Consider the following 15,741-nt stretch of genomic DNA (forward strand, 5'->3'; position numbering starts at 1 on the left):
GCCGGTGAGGAGCTCGCGCGCCTTCGCGACGATCGGGGCGATCGTGGTGTCGTAGTTCCCGAGCACGACGGAGGTCCATCCGCTCCTCGGGAAGACGTCGAGCCGGGTGGCGACGCCGGGGCCGCCGCCGCTGTGCCCCACGATCCGGGTGCCGGCGAGGATCGTCTCGACGTGGCCGTAGCCGTAGAACTGGGCCTGCGCCGGCAGGTCGACCGGCAGCGGCGTGGGCACCTTGCCGCCGGTCATCACGTCGACGAAACATGGTGCGAGCAGCGTGCCGGTCTTCGTCGACGTGAGGGCGCGCACGAACGCGAGCAGGTCGGCCGCGGTGGAGTAGGCGCCGCCCGGCGGACCCGCGGTGTAGCCCATGACGGGGCTGGTAGCGGCGTCGATCCGCGACCCGTCCGGCTGGGTCCAGTAGGGACGCGCGACGCGGTCGTTCGCGAGCACGTCGGGCCGGCCGATGAACGCGGTGCTCGTCATGCCGGCCGGTACGAACACGTTCTCGCGCACATGGTCCACATAGGACCGTCCGGTCACCGTCGCGACGATGGCGGCGAGAACGCTGAAGCCGTCGTTGCTGTACACGTGACGGGTGCCGGGCGGGAACTGCAGCGGCGTGCGCCGGACGATGGCGAGCGTGCCGGCCAGCGCCTCGTCGAAGCTCGCCCAGGCCTCCTCGGCGGGGTCGCGGGGTCCGATCGGCGGCCGGCCGATCCCGGACGTGTGGGTGAGCAGGTGGTGCACGGTCGCCGCCGCGGCGTCGGCGGGGAAGCCGTCGAGGTGGGCGCCGATCGGGTCGTCGAGGCGCAGGCGGCCCTGCTGCACCAGTCGCATGACGGCGACCGCGATGAAGGTCTTGGTGATCGAGGCCAGCCAGAAGACCGTGTCGGGCCGGTTCCGGATCGACCGGTCCCGGTTGGCCAGGCCGTAGGCGCGGGTCAGGACGGGCCGTCCGTCGTGGGCGACGAGGATGGTTCCGGAGAACAGGTCCCGGGCGGCGCGGTCGGCGACGAACCGTTCGTACGCGAGCAGGTCCTTCCTCGGCGCGGTGGCCGCCGCGCCGCCCGACAGGGCGACCGGGGCGACCGAGGCGGCGCCCGCGGCGGCGCCCGCCGCGGCGAGGATCGATCGTCGGGTCATCGGCATGGGAACTCCTCGTAGACGGCGACGGCGATCTCCGCCATCGCTTCCTGGACCCGGCCGGCCAGGGTCATGGCCGCGTCGGGGGCGGTTTCGGTGTGCATGAACTGGGCGAAGGTGAGCCACCGGCCGTTCGGCAGCTCGATGAAACCGGCGAGGGCCTTGTGGAGCGTGACCGGGCCGCCCGACGGGTTGCCCATGGCCGCGGTGCCGGTCTTGGCGTAGACGTGCCCCGCCGCGGGCGAGTCCGGTTGGTTGCCGGCCAGCGTGCCGTCGCGTCCCATGATGGGCAGCGCCTCCCGGAAGCCGGCGAAGTACGGGCGGCGGCTCATGTGGGTCAGGAACGTGGTGAACGTGTCGGCGGTGTACCGGCCGTCGGCGGCACCGGCCGGATCGGGTTCCAGACCGGCGGCGGCGAACAGGTCGCGCCGGAACCGCTCGTAGGTCGCCTTCGGCGTGACCGGGTCGCGACCCGCCACGGCGCCGACGAGATGGGGAAACGTGACGGTGTGGACGTTGGAGCTGGCCTTGAGCATCACCTTCACCTGGTCCCGCAACGGCGGTGACACCAGCTCGGCGACGTCTGTCCGATGTGGACGGTTCGGCAGCGTGGCGCCCTCGACGCGCACTCCGGCGGCCCGCAGTTCCTCGGCGAGGAGCGTCGCCGCGAACGCGGTCGGGCTCGGGACGAAGTACCGCAGGTGCTGCGCGGGTGCGCCGGGCGGGATCGCGCCGGTGACCGCCACCGTGCCGTCGGGGTTCCCGACCAGCGCGAGGGGTCGCGCGGCCCCGGTCGTCACCTGGTTCGTGAACCGCACGTACGACGTGGCGGGGGTCGGGCGTACGGCGGCCGGTGCGCCGTCGGCGGGTCCCGGTGTCACGGTCACGTGCACGAGGTGCTCGTTGACCATCATCGGCGACACCGTGATCATCGTGCCGCCCAGCGCGATGTCCTCGCGTGCCTCGGCGAACAGCGACGCGTCCACCAGAACCCGACCCTCGACGCGCCGCACGCCGGCGCGGGCCACCTGCCGGGCCAGGTTCCGGATCTCCCGCAGCGGATCCGGCAGCGGGCCGCCACCGGGATAGGTCGGGTCGGGGTCGGGCAGGTGCATCGTGCCGTCGGGCCGCATCCGGCCGGACAGCAGCAGGTCGCCGCCGGCCACCAGCACCAGATCGCCGGCGAGTGCGCCGCGGACCACCGGACCGGTCCGGCGGATCCGGGTCCGGAACCGGTGCTGCGGGCCCAGCGTCTCGAAGGCGGTGCCGGCGATGAACACCTTCATCGAGGACGCGGCCAGGAAGAGGTCGGCCGGGCGCAACGAGTACACCGGCTCCCCCGTGTCGATCGCGGAAAAGCCCATCCCCCACGTCGATCCGGCATATTCGGGCCGCTGGATGATGTCCCGGATACGGGTGTCCAATGTGGACGTTGCGGCGGCAGCGGCGGGCTCGCCGGCCTTGGCCATGACCGCCGCCACCGGGGCGGCACCGAGCAGGCCGAGCACGGTGCGCCTGGACGCGTTCGTCATCGATCTCCCTTCGACAGGTGGGTCAGTTCCTACCGGAACGCGCCTCTCGGCAACCGATGCCCGGCCCATACGGAATCCATATGTGGACGCTGCGACACTGGCCCGATGCGGATTCTGCTGGTCGAGGACGAGCAGCCACTGGCCGGCTACATCGCGGCCGGGCTGCGCCGGCAGGGCTGCGCCGTCGACGTCGCGACCGACGGGCAGGCGGCCCTCGACCGGCTCGGCGTGAACCCGTACGACGTGGTCGTGCTCGACCGGGACCTGCCGGTGGTGCACGGAGACGTGGTGTGCCGGCGGGTGGCCGCACAGGGCACGGCGCGCATCCTCATGCTGACCGCGTCCGGAGCGGTCGAGGACCGCGTCGACGGGCTCACCCTCGGCGCCGACGACTACCTGGGCAAGCCGTTCGCGTTCACGGAACTGGTCGCCCGGGTCCGGGCCCTGGCCCGGCGCACCGGTACCGCCCGGCCGCCGGTGCTGCACGCGGCCGGTGTGCGGCTCGACCCGGCCCGACGCACCGCGGAACGCGACGGCCTGCCCCTGCACCTGGCACCGAAGGAGTTCGGCGTGCTCGAACACCTGCTCGCCGCCGACGGCGCCGTCGTCAGCGCGGAAACGTTGCTGGACAAGGTGTGGGACGAGAACGCCGATCCGTTCACCAACGCGGTCCGCATCACCGTCGGCACGTTGCGGCGCAAGCTGGGTGAGCCGCCGGTGATCCACACCGTCACCGGCGCGGGCTACCGGCTGGGCCGATGACGGTGCGGCTCAGCGCCCGTGGACGGTTGGCGCTCCTGTACACCGCGCTGGTCCTCGCGGCCGGCGTCACGTTGGTGGCGCTGACGTACGTCCTCGTGCGGCACGGCCTCGCCAGCCGGCCCCGGCTGTTCGTATGGTACGAATCCGACGACCCCCCGCCGATGGATCCCGCTCAGGCCATGGAGAAACTCGACCGGATCCGGGCCGAGACGCTGTCGCAACTGCTGACCCAGTCGGTGATCGCGCTCGCCGTCGTCACCGTCCTCGCCGCCGTCATCGGCTGGCTGGTGGCCGGCCGGGTGCTCCGACCGATCCGCGCCATGTCGGCCACCGCACAGCGCCTGTCGGCGGAGAACATCGGTGAACGCGTGCCCGTGACGCCCCCGGCCGACGAACTCGCCGCGCTCGCCCGCACCATCAACGGCATGCTCGACCGCCTCCAGGCCGGCATCGCCGACCGCGACCGGGCGCTGCACAGCCAACGCATGTTCGTCGCCAACGCCGCGCACGAGCTGCGCACCCCGCTCACCACCATGCGCACCGCCATCGACGTGACCCTCGACGGCGATCCCGACACCGACGAGCTCATCGGGATGTCCGTCGACGTCCGCGACGCCGTCGTCCACAGCCAGCGCACGCTCGACGGGCTGCTCGCGCTCGCCCGCAGCCACGCCGGCACCCGCCGGGTGGACCGCACCGACCTGGCCGACGTGGCCACGCACATCCTGGACACGGCCGGCAAGGACGCCGCCGAGCACGACGTCGACGTGCGGACCGACCTGCGGCCCGCACCGGTATCCGGCGACCCGGTGCTGCTCGACCGGATGGTCCGCAACCTCGTCGACAACGCCATCCGCCACAACGAGTTCGGCGGGCGGGTCACCGTGTCGACCGGCGTCGCCGGACCGCACTCCTGGCTACGGGTCACCAACACCGGCGCCCGGCTCGAACCCTCCACAGTGGACGAACTGTTCGAGCCGTTCGTCCGCGGGTCCGGCGACGGTGCCGGCCTGGGCCTGTCGATCGTCCGCGCGGTCGTCGAGGCGCACCACGGCACGGTGGACGTCGAGACCCCCTCGGGCGGCGGTCTCGACGTCGTCGTCCGGCTTCAGGCGTCCCGGCAGCGGTCCAGCGCCGCCGCGACGAACGGCTGCAGGTAGCCGGCGAGCACCCGGTGACCGTGGTCGTTGGGGTGCGTGCCGTCGTTGGTCATCGTCGCCGGGTCCCACCAGCCCGTCGTGTCCACATAGGACACATCGTGGTCGCCGGCGGCCTGCCGGTTCAGCACCGCCTGTCGCGTCTCCGCGGCCCACCAGCCCTTGAAGATCCGCAGGGCCAGGATGACGGCGTGCGGGTTCTTCTCCCGCACGATGCGCAGCAGATGCTCGTACGCGGTGAGGACGTCGGCGGCGGCGACCCCGTGGCCGACGTCGTTGGTACCGATGTTGATGACCACCACGTCCGGCTGATACCGGCGGAAGTCCCAGTCGGCCGCGCCGTCCTGGAATCCGAGCTTCGTGTACCGGTTCTCCAGCCCGAAGCACCGGATGCCGCGGATGCTCTCGGCCGCGGTGAGCTCGCGCAGGCACGAGCCGCTGAGCGCGATCTGGGTGTGCGTCACCCCGAGGTTCTCGCTGACGAGCCACGGAAACGCGCTGAGCGACACGTTCGTCGCGGTGTAGCCGGCGGTGATGGAGTCGCCGATCCACTCGGTGGACCGGCGCGGCCGCGGCAGCCGGAAGGTGCGCTCTTTCGCGCCGAGGGTGAGGCCCCGGAAGACCGCGTCGCCCGTGTAGCTGCCGGCCACGATCCGGTACGACACCAGCAGCGTGTGCCGCCCGGCCGGCAGCGGCGTCGGGGTGAGGTCGACGGTGCCGCTCACGCCGGAGACCAGCGTGTACGGGCCGCCGTCGATGCTGTACCAGAGGTCGATGGTGCCGCGCTGGTTGAGGGCGACCGTCGTCCCGGTGAAACCGACCCGCAGGTACGCGCCGGCCCACTGCGGAACGACCGCCGCCGGATCCGTGGCGTCCCACCGCCCCACGAAGTCGACGTTCCGGTCGGTGGCCGCTCTCGCGGGTGCGGGCGCCGTCAGAACGGTCAGAATCATCAGTGACGCGATGAGCAGCCGCCGTGTCACAGGAGCGACCCGGCGAGCGGGATGTTCTGGGTCCGCAACGCACCGGTCACCAGGCGCGCGATGCGCCGGGCGCCGTACGCCTCGAAGTGCGTGTGATCGTTGCAGAAGAACTGCCCGACGAGCCCGCTCGTGTAGTCGCCGTTGTTCGGGCACAGTCCGAGCGAGGTGTAGTAGTTGACGCTCAGCGTCTGCAGGTCGATCACCGGCGAGCCTGTCGCCGCGGCGGCCGCGTTGGTCTGCGTCACGTAGCCGCGGTTCTTCGTGGCGGTGCTGCCCGAGCAGGTGATGGCGGCAACCGCGGTGAGCAGAATCGGGTGCGCGCCACGGGCCAGGGCGGTCTGCGCCATGTACGTCATCAGTTGCTGGTAGCGCGCCGTGCCGACGTGCCGCGGGCAGGTGGCCGAGCCGTCGTTGATGCCGAACTGGATGAACAGGTAGTCGCCGGCCTTCATCGTGTTGAGGACCTGTTGCCACCGCGCCGAGTACGCCGTCGAGCTGAGCACGCACTCCCCGTTGGAGCCGATGGTGGAGGTGACGTTCCCCTCGTAGAGCCACGTCTGGATGCTGCGCCCGCCGATCGCCAGGTTGTACGTGACGATGTTGCTGTGGAACAGCCCGTCGAACTCGGTGCCCCACCCCACCGGGCAGGTGGTACCCGACGAGGGGTTGGCCATGGTCGAGTCGCCGATCAACCACACGTTCGTCGGCTCCGCCGCCGGTGCGGCGTCGGCCTCGGCCGGCTGGACACCGCAGTCCGGTCTGCTCACGGTTGCCGAGGCGGCGCCCGGTCCGACCAGCGACAGCCCCGCGACAAGAGCCGAGACGGCGAGGAGATGGGACGCGCGCATGGTTGCTCCTGACGGTCGGCGGCGGCGTTGTTATCGATAACACTCGATCGATACCGTATCCCGACCCCGTCGCCGCCGTCGAGACAGAAATCGATGAATGTTGATGCCGCAGCCTCGAATCCCAGCCGTTACGAGTTCGGTTTCGCGCGAGGGAGCCTGTTGCGTTTGACGCTTGGACGCGCTTCGGGGTCGGCTTCATGATCGTTAGCGGTGCGACGTTCTTGCTGTTTTGAGCGCTCAGAACAGCAAGAACGTCGCACCGCTAACGATCATGAAGCGATCAGGCTCCAGGGCGACCAAGGGCGAACTCTTGAGCCGCCGGTGGGCGGCTGCGCATCGGTGACGACGCCGCGCACCTCGACCGGCCGAGGACGAGGGCGCTTTGTTGTGGGCCAGAACTTATACGCCCGTGACGATGTTGGCAACTGGCACACTGGGACCCGTGATCGGAACGGGCGGCTCCGTCGACACCGTGCGGGACTTCAACCGCCAACGGATTCTCGCGGTGCTGCGCACGACAGACGTGGTGAGCCGGGCCGACCTGTGCCGGTCCACCGGGCTGTCGCGGAACACCGTCGCGAGCATCGTCGCCGACCTGCAACGCGACGGGGTGGTCCGGGAGACCGGGCGCGCCGACGGGCGGGGCGGCGGGCGCGGGCGGCCGGCGGCGTTGCTGACGCTGGCGCCGGCGGCCGGGCTGGCGGTCGCGGTGGACATCGGCCACCGGCACGTCCGGGTCGGTGTCGGGGACGCCACCGGGGCGCTCGTCGACGAGCGCCTCCGCGAGCTGCCTGAGGACGCGACGCCGATCGACTCGCTCACCGTGGCCGCCGACCTCGTCGCCGCGGTGTCGACCGCGCAGGGCCTGCCGGGGCGGGGCGTCGTCGGCGCGGTCCTCGGGCTTCCGGCGCCGGTGGACCTGGACGGACACCCGGCGACCCGCCGGTTCGACGGCGTCGACCCGTCCGCGTACGTCGGTCTCACCACACTGAGCAGCCGGGTCCTCGTCCGCAACGACGGTGACCTCGGCGCGCTGGGCGAGGCGTACTTCGGTGCCGGCCGCGGCATCGACGACCTCGTCTACGTCAAGGTGTCGCACGGCATCGGCGCCGGACTGGTGCTCGGCCGGCAGCTGTACCGCGGCAGCGTTGGTGACGTCGTACAAGGGCATCCCGTTCGCCGCGTCGCCGGTGGGCGAGCGCCGGTGGGCGGCGCCGCAACCGGCCCCCGAGTGGCGGGGCGTGCGCGACGCGACGCAGTTCGGCGGGTCGTGTGTGCAGGGCACCGGCTGGGATCCCGGCTACGACAAGCCGACGCTCACCGAGGACTGCCTCTACCTCAACGTGTACCGGCCGTCGGACGCGGGGAAGAACCTGCCGGTGTTCGTGTGGAACCACGGCGGCGGCAACACCGGCGGTGCCGGCCGCGACACCAACCCCGACAAGTTCATCACCCGCCAGGACGTCGTCTACGTCACCATCAACTACCGCCTCGGCGCGATGGGCTGGCTCGACACGCCGTCCCTCGAACAGGCCAACCCGGACGGGTCGACCGGCAACTTCGGGCTGCTCGACCAGCAGGCCGCCCTGCGCTGGGTCCAGCGCAACATCCGGGCCTTCGGCGGCGACCCGGACAACGTCACGCTGGCCGGCCAGTCGGCGGGCGCCAGCAACACGTGCGCGCAGCTCGCGTCACCGTCGGCGCGTGGCCTCTTCGACCGGGCGATCCTCCACAGTGGAGGGTGCTCGGCCCGCACCCCCGACGCCGCCCGGCAGAGCGGTGAGCAGTTCGCCACCGAACTCGGCTGCGCGCCCGGGGCCGGTCAGGTGGCGTGCCTGCGCGGCAAGAGCCCGGCCGACGTGCTCGCCGCGCAGACCAAGGTGCGGCAGTCCGGTTCGGTGGCCGGTACGCGCGTGCTGCCGACCGACCCGCTGGAGCTGCTGAAGGCGGGGACGCTCACCAAGCTCCCGGTGATCGTCGGCGGCACGTCGGACGAGTCGCAGCAGAGCGTGTTCGCCACCTACGACTACGTCGGCAGGCCGCTCACCGCCGCACAGCTCGACACCCTCGTCGCCACCACGTACCCGGCCGGCGCCGACCGGATCCGGGCCACGTACCCGGTGGCGAACTACAAGTCGCCGACCGTCACCTGGGGCGCGATCCAGAGCGACCAACGGGCGTGCCGCGACCAGACGCTGCGCGACCGGCTGGCCCGCACCACGAAGACGTACGCCTACGAGTTCGCGGAGAAGAACGGCCCGCCGTTCGTCTCCATCTGGCGACTCGACACCGACTACCCGTTCGGCGCCACCCACGTCAACGACCTCGGCTACCTGTGGGACTACCTGGGAACCGCGTTGCCGTTCAGCACCGAGCAGGTCGACCTGTCCAACCAGATGATCGGCTACTGGGGCAGCTTCGCCCGCGACGGTGACCCGAACGTGCGGCTGGCGCCCACCTGGCCGCGGTACACGCCGCAGGGCACCCTGCTGCAGTTCCAGGCACCCGGCGCCACGCGCACCCCGCACGCGGCGATCGACGACGCGCACCACTGCTCCCTCTGGGACGAGGTCAGCCCCGCACCCTGACCGAACCGGACCGCCGGCCGTCCGGGACGCTCCCCGGACGGCCGGCCCCTCTTTACGGGAGGAACGCGACCTCCGGGAACGCCGGGCTCGGGCCGTCGAGGAGATGCCCGCGGCGGTGACGCAGGTGCCGGTCGAAGAACGCGAGCGGGTACGCCTGCTGGATCCGCGTCGCGCGGTGCGGGTCGATGGCGCCCACCAGGTCGTCGTCGGGGATCCCGAGCGCGTCGGCGAGCTGCGGGATCAGCACCTGGTAGTCGATGTAGGAGTTGTGCGCCGCGCCGGCGGCCTGGACGTTCAGCCGCCAGCCTTTGAGGTGCGACCAGAACTCGGCGACGCTGGGCTCCTGTGCCCGGGTGAGCTCGGCGGTCATGAGCATGAACGGCCGGTTCAGGTCGGTGGTGATGGTCGGCAGCATCGGTCCGTCGAGGCTCAACCCGGCCCGCACCCGCGGGTCGGCGAGCATGACGAGCGCCGTCGCCGTTCCGCCCTTCGACCAGCCGAACATGCCGATGCGACGCACGTCGAGCGCGTCGCTCAGCCCGGCCGGCGGCCGGCGGCCGGCATCGGGGTTGCGGCCGGCGGCGAGGTCGCAGACGCGGTCGAGCACGAACCGGATGTCGCCGGCGAAGTCCGCCGGTCCCATCGGAATCTCCTCCGACGGGACGATCAGCCGCCCGTCGGGGAACTCGCTGAACGCGTCGTCGGTGTGGTCCACCGTGACCACCACGTATCCGTGGCTGGCCAGTTCCTGGACCACGATCGTGGCGTCGGCGCGGTGGTCGTGCGCCCCGTGCGAGAACATGACGACCGGTGCCCGTCCCGGGCGGGCCGGGGCTCCCTCGTGGGCGGCGGTCAGCGGCGACACGGCGGCGTCGGCGGCGAACCCGGCGGAGACGAGGAGTGCCCGCAGCGGAGCGGCCGCCATCCACCGTGCCCGCGGATACCGCCGGACGTCCCGGGCCGGGTACCAGACCGCGGCCATCAGCTCCCGCGACCGCGGCGCGCCGGCGAGGTGCAGCGACGTCGTCCCCACCGGATACGGCCCGGTGGGCACGGGCAGCGTGAGTCTGGCCGGGCCGGTGCCGCGCGGAGCCGCCGACGCACGCGTCGCGACGCCCAACGGCACCGCCACCGTGGCGGCCAACCCCGCCCGCACCAGGCCGCGCCGCGTCAGTCCTGCCTTCATGAGGCCTCCCTGGGTGTATACGCTCGATGTATACGTCGAGAGAGTAATCGAACAGCATCGACCCTCACAAGCCAACGCCGCAGAGCGGTCAGGCGGTGATCTCGGCGTCGGGAACCGAGGCCGAACGCGGCGGGCGGTGCCGGGGCAGCGCCCGGAGCCACCGGGCCAGCGCCCGCGCGACCTCCCGGTCGAACGCGACCGTTGCACCTACCACCAGGTCGGTCGCCTTGGTGGGGCCGAGATCCTTGATCCGCTTCTCCACGCAGGTGAGGCTCGTGGCGCGGAACGCCTCGAAGGTGGCCGGGTCGGCGGCGTCGACGGCGAGCATGCCGCGGATGTACATGTCCTCGATCCCGATGTCGGGCGTGACACCCAGCAGCCACTCCGCCTGGCGGCGGCGACCGGCCGGCGTGAGCTGGCAGGCACGGCGGTTGCCGCTGGTCTGCCGGGCCCGGGTCGCGGGCTCGACGTGAACCAGCCCGGACCGCTCGAGTTTGGCGACGGCGTCCATGACCCGACGGATGTCGACTCGCCAGGTGCCGGCGAAGATCCGGGTGTGTTCCTGCCACACCTCGAACGCGCTCCGGGACCGGTCACCCAGGAGGACCAGCACAGCGTCCTCGACCGCGACCGTCACTTCTACAGCGTAATAGAAGTTCATCGGACGCACAGCGGCGGCATAGATCAGCCTTGAGGACCGATCATCGGCACCTCAGACGGAGGCACGGGCGGCACTGCGACGGCCACCGTGGTGCCCATGACCCTCCTGCTGTCCGATCCGCGGGTGACCGCCGTGCCCGTCCGCGACGTGGGCGAGACCCTGGTCGCGCTCGACCCGGGATTCGGACCCGCCGGCGCCCTCGTCCGCCGCGAGTTGGCCACCCGCCTGCTCGCGGCGCGGGCGGCCCTGCCCGCGGGCGTCCACCTCCGAGTGGTGGAGGGCTACCGCCCGGCGGACCGCCAGCAGGCGATCATCGACCGCTACTCGGCCGAGATCCGGGCCGCGCGTCCGGGCATCGGCAACCCGGAACTGCGCGTCCTCACCAGCCGCCACGTCGCGCCGCTCGCGGTGGCGCCGCACGTGGCCGGCGCCGCCGTCGACGTGACGCTGGTGGGCGACGACGGGCGGGAACTCGACCTGGGCACCGCGATCGACGCCACCCCGGAGCAGTCCGGCGGCCGCTGCTACTTCGCCGCCGACGGGATCAGCCGGGCGGCGCGGGCCAACCGTGACCTGCTCGCCCGGGTGCTGGGCCGGGAAGGGCTGGTCAACTACCCCACCGAGTGGTGGCACTACTCCTACGGCGACCGCTACTGGGCGCTGCTGACCGGTGCCGGCGAGGCGCTGTACGGCCCGGTATGGCGGTGAACCTTTTGGCGGTGCGGCCACAGGCGACCCTGCACGTCGACCTGGGCGCGGTCACCGCCAACGTGCGCACCATCCGGTCCCGTACGGCCGGCGAGCTGATGGCGGTGGTCAAGGCCGACGGCTTCGGCCACGGTCAGCTCGACGTCGCCCGGGCCGCCCTCGCCGGCGGCGCGACCCGCTTCGGCGTCACCGGCATCGACGAGGCGCGGCCGTTGCGCGAGGCGGGCCTGACCCACCGGATCCTGAGCTGGCTCAACCCGCCCGGCGCCGACTTCGCCGCCGCGAAGAGTCTGGACGTCGAGCTCGGCGTCCCCGGTCTCGATCACCTCGACGCGATCGCCCGTACCGCGCCCGGCGCCCGCGTCCACCTGCACCTGGACACCGGCCTCGGCCGCGACGGCGCCGAACCCGCCCACTGGCACCGCCTGTGCATGGAGGCCCGGGACGCCGAGCGGCAGGGCCGGATCCGCGTCGTCGGGGTCATGGGTCATCTGCCCTGTGCGGGCCGGCCCGGCCACGCCGCCAACGCCCGGGGCCGGGCCCGGTTCGCCTGGGGGCTGCGGGTGGCCCGGGCCGCGGGCCTGCGCCCGGCCGACCGGCACCTCGCCGCGACGGCCGCCACGCTCAGCGACCCGCTGTCGCACCACACCATGAGCCGCGTCGGCGCGGGCCTGGTGGGCATCGACGAGTCGGGCACGGTGCGGCTGCGCCCCGCCCTGACCCTGACCGCCCCGCTGGTGACCGTCCGCAGCGTGCCGGCCGGCACCGCGGTCGGCTACGGGCACACGTGGACGGCGCAGCGGGCGACCCGGCTGGGCCTGATCCCGGTCGGCTACGCCGACGGCCTTCCCCGGCTGGCCTCCGGTCGCGCCGAGGTCTGGGTGGCCGGCGCGCGCCGCCCGGTCGCCGGCCGGATCTCCATGGACATGACCGTCGTCGACCTGGGCCCGGACACCCCGGCGTCCGTCGGCGACCCGGTGACCGTCTTCGGCCCGGGCGATCATGGCGAGCCGACGACGGCGCAGTGGGCCGCCTGGGCCGAGACCCTCGAACACGAGATCGTCACGGGCCTCAGCGCCCGGCTGCACCGGAGGAATGATCGGTGACGCCAAAAGAGAAAGACATCGCCGCCAGCGCGCGGGGCCTGACCAAGACCTACGGCCGCGGCGACACCGAGGTGCATGCCCTGCGCGGCGTCGACCTCGACCTGCCAAAAGGGAAATTCACCGCGATCATGGGGCCGAGCGGCTCGGGCAAGTCGACGCTGATGCACTGCCTGGCCGGACTCGACCAGGCCAGCGGCGGAACCGTCACGGTGGGCGGCACCGACCTCGGGTCGCTCGACGACGACGCGCTCACGGTCTTCCGTCGCGAACACGTGGGCTTCGTGTTCCAGTCGTTCAACCTGCTGCCGATGCTCACCGCGCTCCAGAACATCGTGCTGCCGCTCGAACTCGGCGGAGCCAGGATCGACGACGCGGCGCGGGACCGGGCGCGCACGCTCGCCGACACGCTCGGCGTCGCCGACCGGCTCGGCCACCGGCCCGCGGAGCTGTCCGGCGGGCAGCAGCAGCGGGTCGCGATCGCGCGGGCCCTGATCACCGAGCCGGACCTGCTGTTCGCCGACGAGCCCACCGGAAACCTCGACAGCACCACGTCGGCGGAGGTGCTGGACCACCTGCGGCGGTCGGCGCGCGAGCTCGGCCAGACCGTCGTGATGGTCACGCACGAGCGCGACGCGGCACGGTACGCCGACGACGTGGTCACCATGCAGGACGGCCGGATCGCCTGATGCGGACCGTCTTCGTCGCGTCGCTGCGCACGCACCTCCGCCGGTACGTCGCGGCGGCGGTCGCCGTCACCGTCGCGGTCGCGTTCGTCGTGGTGATCGGACTGCTCACGGCCGGGGCCCGGGCCGGCCTCATGGACGGCTTCGGGGCGCCCTTCCGCAACGCCGACCACGTGGTCTCCGGGATGGGCACGGCGGGCACGATCGCGCTCGCCGACCGGCTCGGCCCGAACGCGTCCCCGATCGGCCGGGCCGAACTGCTGATGCGCGTCGACGGCGGCGTGCTCCCCGGAACGGTCGTGGGGCCGATCGCCACCACGCCGGAGCTGCGCTGGCAGACGCTCACCGCCGGCCACTTCCCGACCGGCCTAGGCGAGGCGGTGGTGGACGTGTGGGTCGCGCAGTCCCGGGAGATCGCGGTCGGCGACCGGGTCCGGATCGGCGAGGGCGCCACCGCGGCCGAGATCGACGTGGTCGGCATCGTGCGGGCACCCTCGACCCCGGGCCAGGCGTCGGTCTACGTCACCTGGCCGCAGTTGCTGCATTGGCGCGACCAGCTCGACGCGAACGCGGTCGCGGTGCGCGGCGACGTGGGTGAGCTCCCGGACGGCGCCACGGTGCAGTCGCCGGAGGAGTACGTCAACAAGCGGCGGACCTCGGTGAACAACGGCGTGGACGCCCTGTCGGTGCTGCTGCTGGTGTTCGCCGGCATCGCGCTCTTCGTCTCGGCCCTGGTCATCGCGAACACGTTCGCCGTCCTGTTCGCGCAACGGCTCCGCGACTTCGCGTTGCTGCGGTGCGTCGGCGCGACCCGGCGGCAGGTGGTGCGGTCGGTGCGCCGCGAGGCGGTCGCCGTCGGCGTGCTGGCGTCGCTGGCCGGGATCCTGGTCGGCGTCGGTCTCGGCTACGGGCTGATCGCCCTGATCAACGCGCTCGCGCCGGCCGCGCCGATGGGCGCCGCCGGCCTGCCCGCGCGCTGGCTGCTGGGCGGGTTCGTCGTGGGCGTGGTGGTCACGATGGTCGCCTCGTGGTTGCCCACCCGCCGGGTGACGCGCGTGAGCCCGCTGGCCGCGCTGCGCCCGGACGCCACGGTCGACGTCGACACGAAAACCGGCACGACGCCCGCTTCCGTCCTCCTGGTGACCGGGCTGGTCCTGCTCGCGGTGGCGATGAGCCGGAACAGCACGGCGTTCATGCTGGCCGGCGGCGGCTCGGCGTTCGTCGGCGTCCTCCTGTTCGGGCCGGTGCTCGTCCCCCGCCTGATCCGGATCCTCGGCGCGCCGCTCGGCCCCACCGGACGGCTCGCGACGGCGAACGCCGTGCGCAACCCGCGCCGGACCGCCACCACCACCGCCTCGCTGCTGGTCGGCGTCACCCTGACGACCGCCGTGCTCACCGGGCTGGCCACGACGCGGGCGGGGGTGGAGGGCAAACGCGGGACGCAGCACCCCGTCGACGCCGCGCTGACCGCGGCCGGGAAGCCGGTCACCACCGATCTCGTCGACCGGGCCCGTCGCGTCCCGGGCGTGGAGCGGGCGATCGCCGTGACCGGCGCCATGGCCGAGGTGACCGGGCTCGACCGGCCGGTTCCGGTGGTCGCCGCACCGGAGGCGGACGAGGTGGCCCGCGACGGCGGCGCGTTCGCCCGGGTGGAGCCGGGGCAGATCAGGTTCGACCGGACGGCCTACGCCAAGGTCGAGGCCGGTGACCGGGTCACGGTGCGGGTCGGCGACCGGCGGGCCGAGTTGCGGGTCGTGGTCGGCACCGGCTGGGGCTCGGCGGTCGTGGTGGCGCCCGGGACGCTGGCGTCGCTCACCGACGCCCCCGAGCCGTTGGCCGTCTGGATCCGCGCGTCCGCCGGTGCCGACGCGACCACCCTCGTCGGTCGCCTGGACGACCTGGCGGACCCGGCCGGCGCGAACGTGACCAACCAGTTGCAGGCCTGGGAGTCGGAGCAGCAGGAGCTGCGGACCCTGACCTGGCTGGTGCTCGGCCTGCTCAGCGTCGCCGTCGTGATCGCCGTCGTCGGGATCGCGAACACGCTCGGGCTCTCCGTCCTGGAACGCGCCCGCGAACACGCGATGCTGCGCGCGCTCGGCCTGACCCGCCGCCAACTGCGGCGGATGCTGGCGGCCGAGGCGGTGCTGCTGTCGGTGGTGGCCACCCTGCTCGGAACCGTGATCGGCGTCGGGTTCGCCTGGGTCGGCTACGAGACGTTCGCGACGCGGGCGCTCAGCGACGCCACCATGCGGGTCCCCTGGTTGTCGCTCGGCGTCGTCGTTCTCGTCGCCGGCCTGGCCGGTCTTCTCGCCAGCGTTCTCCCGGCCCGCCGGGCCGCCCGGGTCACTCCGGCCGCGGGACTGTCCCTCGATTGAAAGGAGCTT

The 15,741-nt window shown here is 72.8% G+C and carries 13 protein-coding genes and 1 pseudogene; 8 read left to right on the forward strand and 6 right to left on the reverse strand.

From position 1 onward, the window contains the following. Both Vau01_RS56830 and dacB read right to left on the reverse strand, forming a co-directional pair. Window positions 1–1,143, reverse strand: a 1,143-nt coding sequence (locus tag Vau01_RS56830) for a serine hydrolase domain-containing protein (RefSeq protein ID WP_204011320.1), incomplete at its 3' end; no start/stop codon positions are given. Beyond that, window positions 1,140–2,675, reverse strand: coding sequence for a D-alanyl-D-alanine carboxypeptidase/D-alanyl-D-alanine endopeptidase (gene dacB / locus Vau01_RS56835; protein ID WP_204011323.1), 1,536 nt, complete (start codon window positions 2,673–2,675; stop codon window positions 1,140–1,142). The genes Vau01_RS56830 and dacB, both read right to left, overlap by 4 nt. Window positions 2,676–2,780: 105 nt before the next feature. Here dacB and Vau01_RS56840 point away from each other — a divergent pair, with 105 nt between their 5' ends. Together Vau01_RS56840 and Vau01_RS56845 are read left to right on the forward strand one after the other, a co-directional pair. Further along, the gene (locus Vau01_RS56840) at window positions 2,781–3,437 is read left to right on the forward strand and encodes a response regulator transcription factor (RefSeq protein ID WP_204011325.1); all 657 of its coding nucleotides are present in this window, start codon (window positions 2,781–2,783) and stop codon (window positions 3,435–3,437) included. Next, window positions 3,434–4,597, forward strand: a complete 1,164-nt coding sequence (locus Vau01_RS56845; protein ID WP_239152875.1) for a sensor histidine kinase — start codon at window positions 3,434–3,436, stop codon at window positions 4,595–4,597. The genes Vau01_RS56840 and Vau01_RS56845 overlap by 4 nt, the downstream gene beginning before the upstream one ends. On the opposite strand, the gene Vau01_RS56850 is transcribed toward Vau01_RS56845, so the two are convergent. Together Vau01_RS56850 and Vau01_RS56855 are read right to left on the reverse strand one after the other, a co-directional pair. After that, on the reverse strand, window positions 4,546–5,547 hold the full coding sequence (locus tag Vau01_RS56850; RefSeq protein WP_204011339.1) for an SGNH/GDSL hydrolase family protein: 1,002 nt from the start codon (window positions 5,545–5,547) through the stop codon (window positions 4,546–4,548). The two genes, Vau01_RS56845 and Vau01_RS56850, sit on opposite strands and share 52 nt — an antisense overlap. A 26-nt stretch (window positions 5,548–5,573) precedes the next feature. Next, window positions 5,574–6,425 carry an SGNH/GDSL hydrolase family protein gene (locus tag Vau01_RS56855; protein ID WP_204011342.1) on the reverse strand — a complete coding sequence of 284 codons (852 nt, stop codon included), beginning with the start codon at window positions 6,423–6,425 and terminating at the stop codon, window positions 5,574–5,576. 415 nt (window positions 6,426–6,840) lie between these two features. Here Vau01_RS56855 and Vau01_RS65530 point away from each other — a divergent pair. Next, window positions 6,841–7,518: pseudogene (locus Vau01_RS65530) on the forward strand (ROK family transcriptional regulator); the annotation flags it as partial. A gap of 58 nt (window positions 7,519–7,576) precedes the next feature. Continuing rightward, window positions 7,577–9,013, forward strand: coding sequence for a carboxylesterase/lipase family protein (locus tag Vau01_RS64220; protein ID WP_239152879.1), 1,437 nt, complete (start codon window positions 7,577–7,579; stop codon window positions 9,011–9,013). A gap of 52 nt (window positions 9,014–9,065) precedes the next feature. Here the strand turns inward: Vau01_RS64220 and Vau01_RS56865 are convergent, their stop codons facing one another. Both Vau01_RS56865 and Vau01_RS56870 read right to left on the reverse strand, forming a co-directional pair. Beyond that, complete coding sequence (locus Vau01_RS56865) at window positions 9,066–10,199, reverse strand: alpha/beta hydrolase family protein (RefSeq protein ID WP_204011348.1); 1,134 nt, start codon at window positions 10,197–10,199, stop codon at window positions 9,066–9,068. A gap of 88 nt (window positions 10,200–10,287) precedes the next feature. Then, window positions 10,288–10,836, reverse strand: coding sequence for a PadR family transcriptional regulator (locus tag Vau01_RS56870; RefSeq protein ID WP_204011350.1), 549 nt, complete (start codon window positions 10,834–10,836; stop codon window positions 10,288–10,290). Between the two features lie 120 nt (window positions 10,837–10,956). Here Vau01_RS56870 and Vau01_RS56875 point away from each other — a divergent pair, with 120 nt between their 5' ends. Genes Vau01_RS56875 through Vau01_RS56890 form a run of 4 tightly spaced genes read left to right on the forward strand, consistent with a single transcriptional unit; the run spans window position 10,957 to window position 15,732 of the window. Next, window positions 10,957–11,568, forward strand: a complete 612-nt coding sequence (locus Vau01_RS56875; RefSeq protein WP_204011363.1) for a M15 family metallopeptidase — start codon at window positions 10,957–10,959, stop codon at window positions 11,566–11,568. A gap of 11 nt (window positions 11,569–11,579) precedes the next feature. Next, on the forward strand, window positions 11,580–12,674 hold the full coding sequence (alr, locus tag Vau01_RS56880; RefSeq protein WP_239152881.1) for an alanine racemase: 1,095 nt from the start codon (window positions 11,580–11,582) through the stop codon (window positions 12,672–12,674). Beyond that, window positions 12,671–13,360: an ABC transporter ATP-binding protein gene (locus Vau01_RS56885; RefSeq protein WP_204011378.1), complete on the forward strand. Its 690-nt coding sequence runs from the start codon at window positions 12,671–12,673 to the stop codon at window positions 13,358–13,360. The genes alr and Vau01_RS56885 overlap by 4 nt, the downstream gene beginning before the upstream one ends. Further along, window positions 13,360–15,732, forward strand: a complete 2,373-nt coding sequence (locus tag Vau01_RS56890; RefSeq protein WP_204011379.1) for an ABC transporter permease — start codon at window positions 13,360–13,362, stop codon at window positions 15,730–15,732. The genes Vau01_RS56885 and Vau01_RS56890 overlap by 1 nt, the downstream gene beginning before the upstream one ends. Window positions 15,733–15,741 lie beyond the last annotated feature (9 nt).

The sequence above is a fragment of the Virgisporangium aurantiacum genome, assembly GCF_016863635.1.
Classification (GTDB): domain Bacteria; phylum Actinomycetota; class Actinomycetes; order Mycobacteriales; family Micromonosporaceae; genus Virgisporangium; species Virgisporangium aurantiacum.

What these genes read in the sequence shown, in the direction of transcription:
- Vau01_RS56840 (WP_204011325.1), top strand. Translation starts at nt 2,781, where the DNA reads ATGCGGATTCTGCTGGTCGAGGACGAGCAGCCACTGGCCGGCTACATC.
- dacB (WP_204011323.1), bottom strand. Translation starts at nt 2,675, where the DNA reads ATGACGAACGCGTCCAGGCGCACCGTGCTCGGCCTGCTCGGTGCCGCC.
- Vau01_RS56875 (WP_204011363.1), top strand. Translation starts at nt 10,957, where the DNA reads ATGACCCTCCTGCTGTCCGATCCGCGGGTGACCGCCGTGCCCGTCCGC.
- Vau01_RS56845 (WP_239152875.1), top strand. Translation starts at nt 3,434, where the DNA reads ATGACGGTGCGGCTCAGCGCCCGTGGACGGTTGGCGCTCCTGTACACC.
- Vau01_RS56865 (WP_204011348.1), bottom strand. Translation starts at nt 10,199, where the DNA reads ATGAAGGCAGGACTGACGCGGCGCGGCCTGGTGCGGGCGGGGTTGGCC.
- Vau01_RS56850 (WP_204011339.1), bottom strand. Translation starts at nt 5,547, where the DNA reads ATGATTCTGACCGTTCTGACGGCGCCCGCACCCGCGAGAGCGGCCACC.
- Vau01_RS56855 (WP_204011342.1), bottom strand. Translation starts at nt 6,425, where the DNA reads ATGCGCGCGTCCCATCTCCTCGCCGTCTCGGCTCTTGTCGCGGGGCTG.
- Vau01_RS56890 (WP_204011379.1), top strand. Translation starts at nt 13,360, where the DNA reads ATGCGGACCGTCTTCGTCGCGTCGCTGCGCACGCACCTCCGCCGGTAC.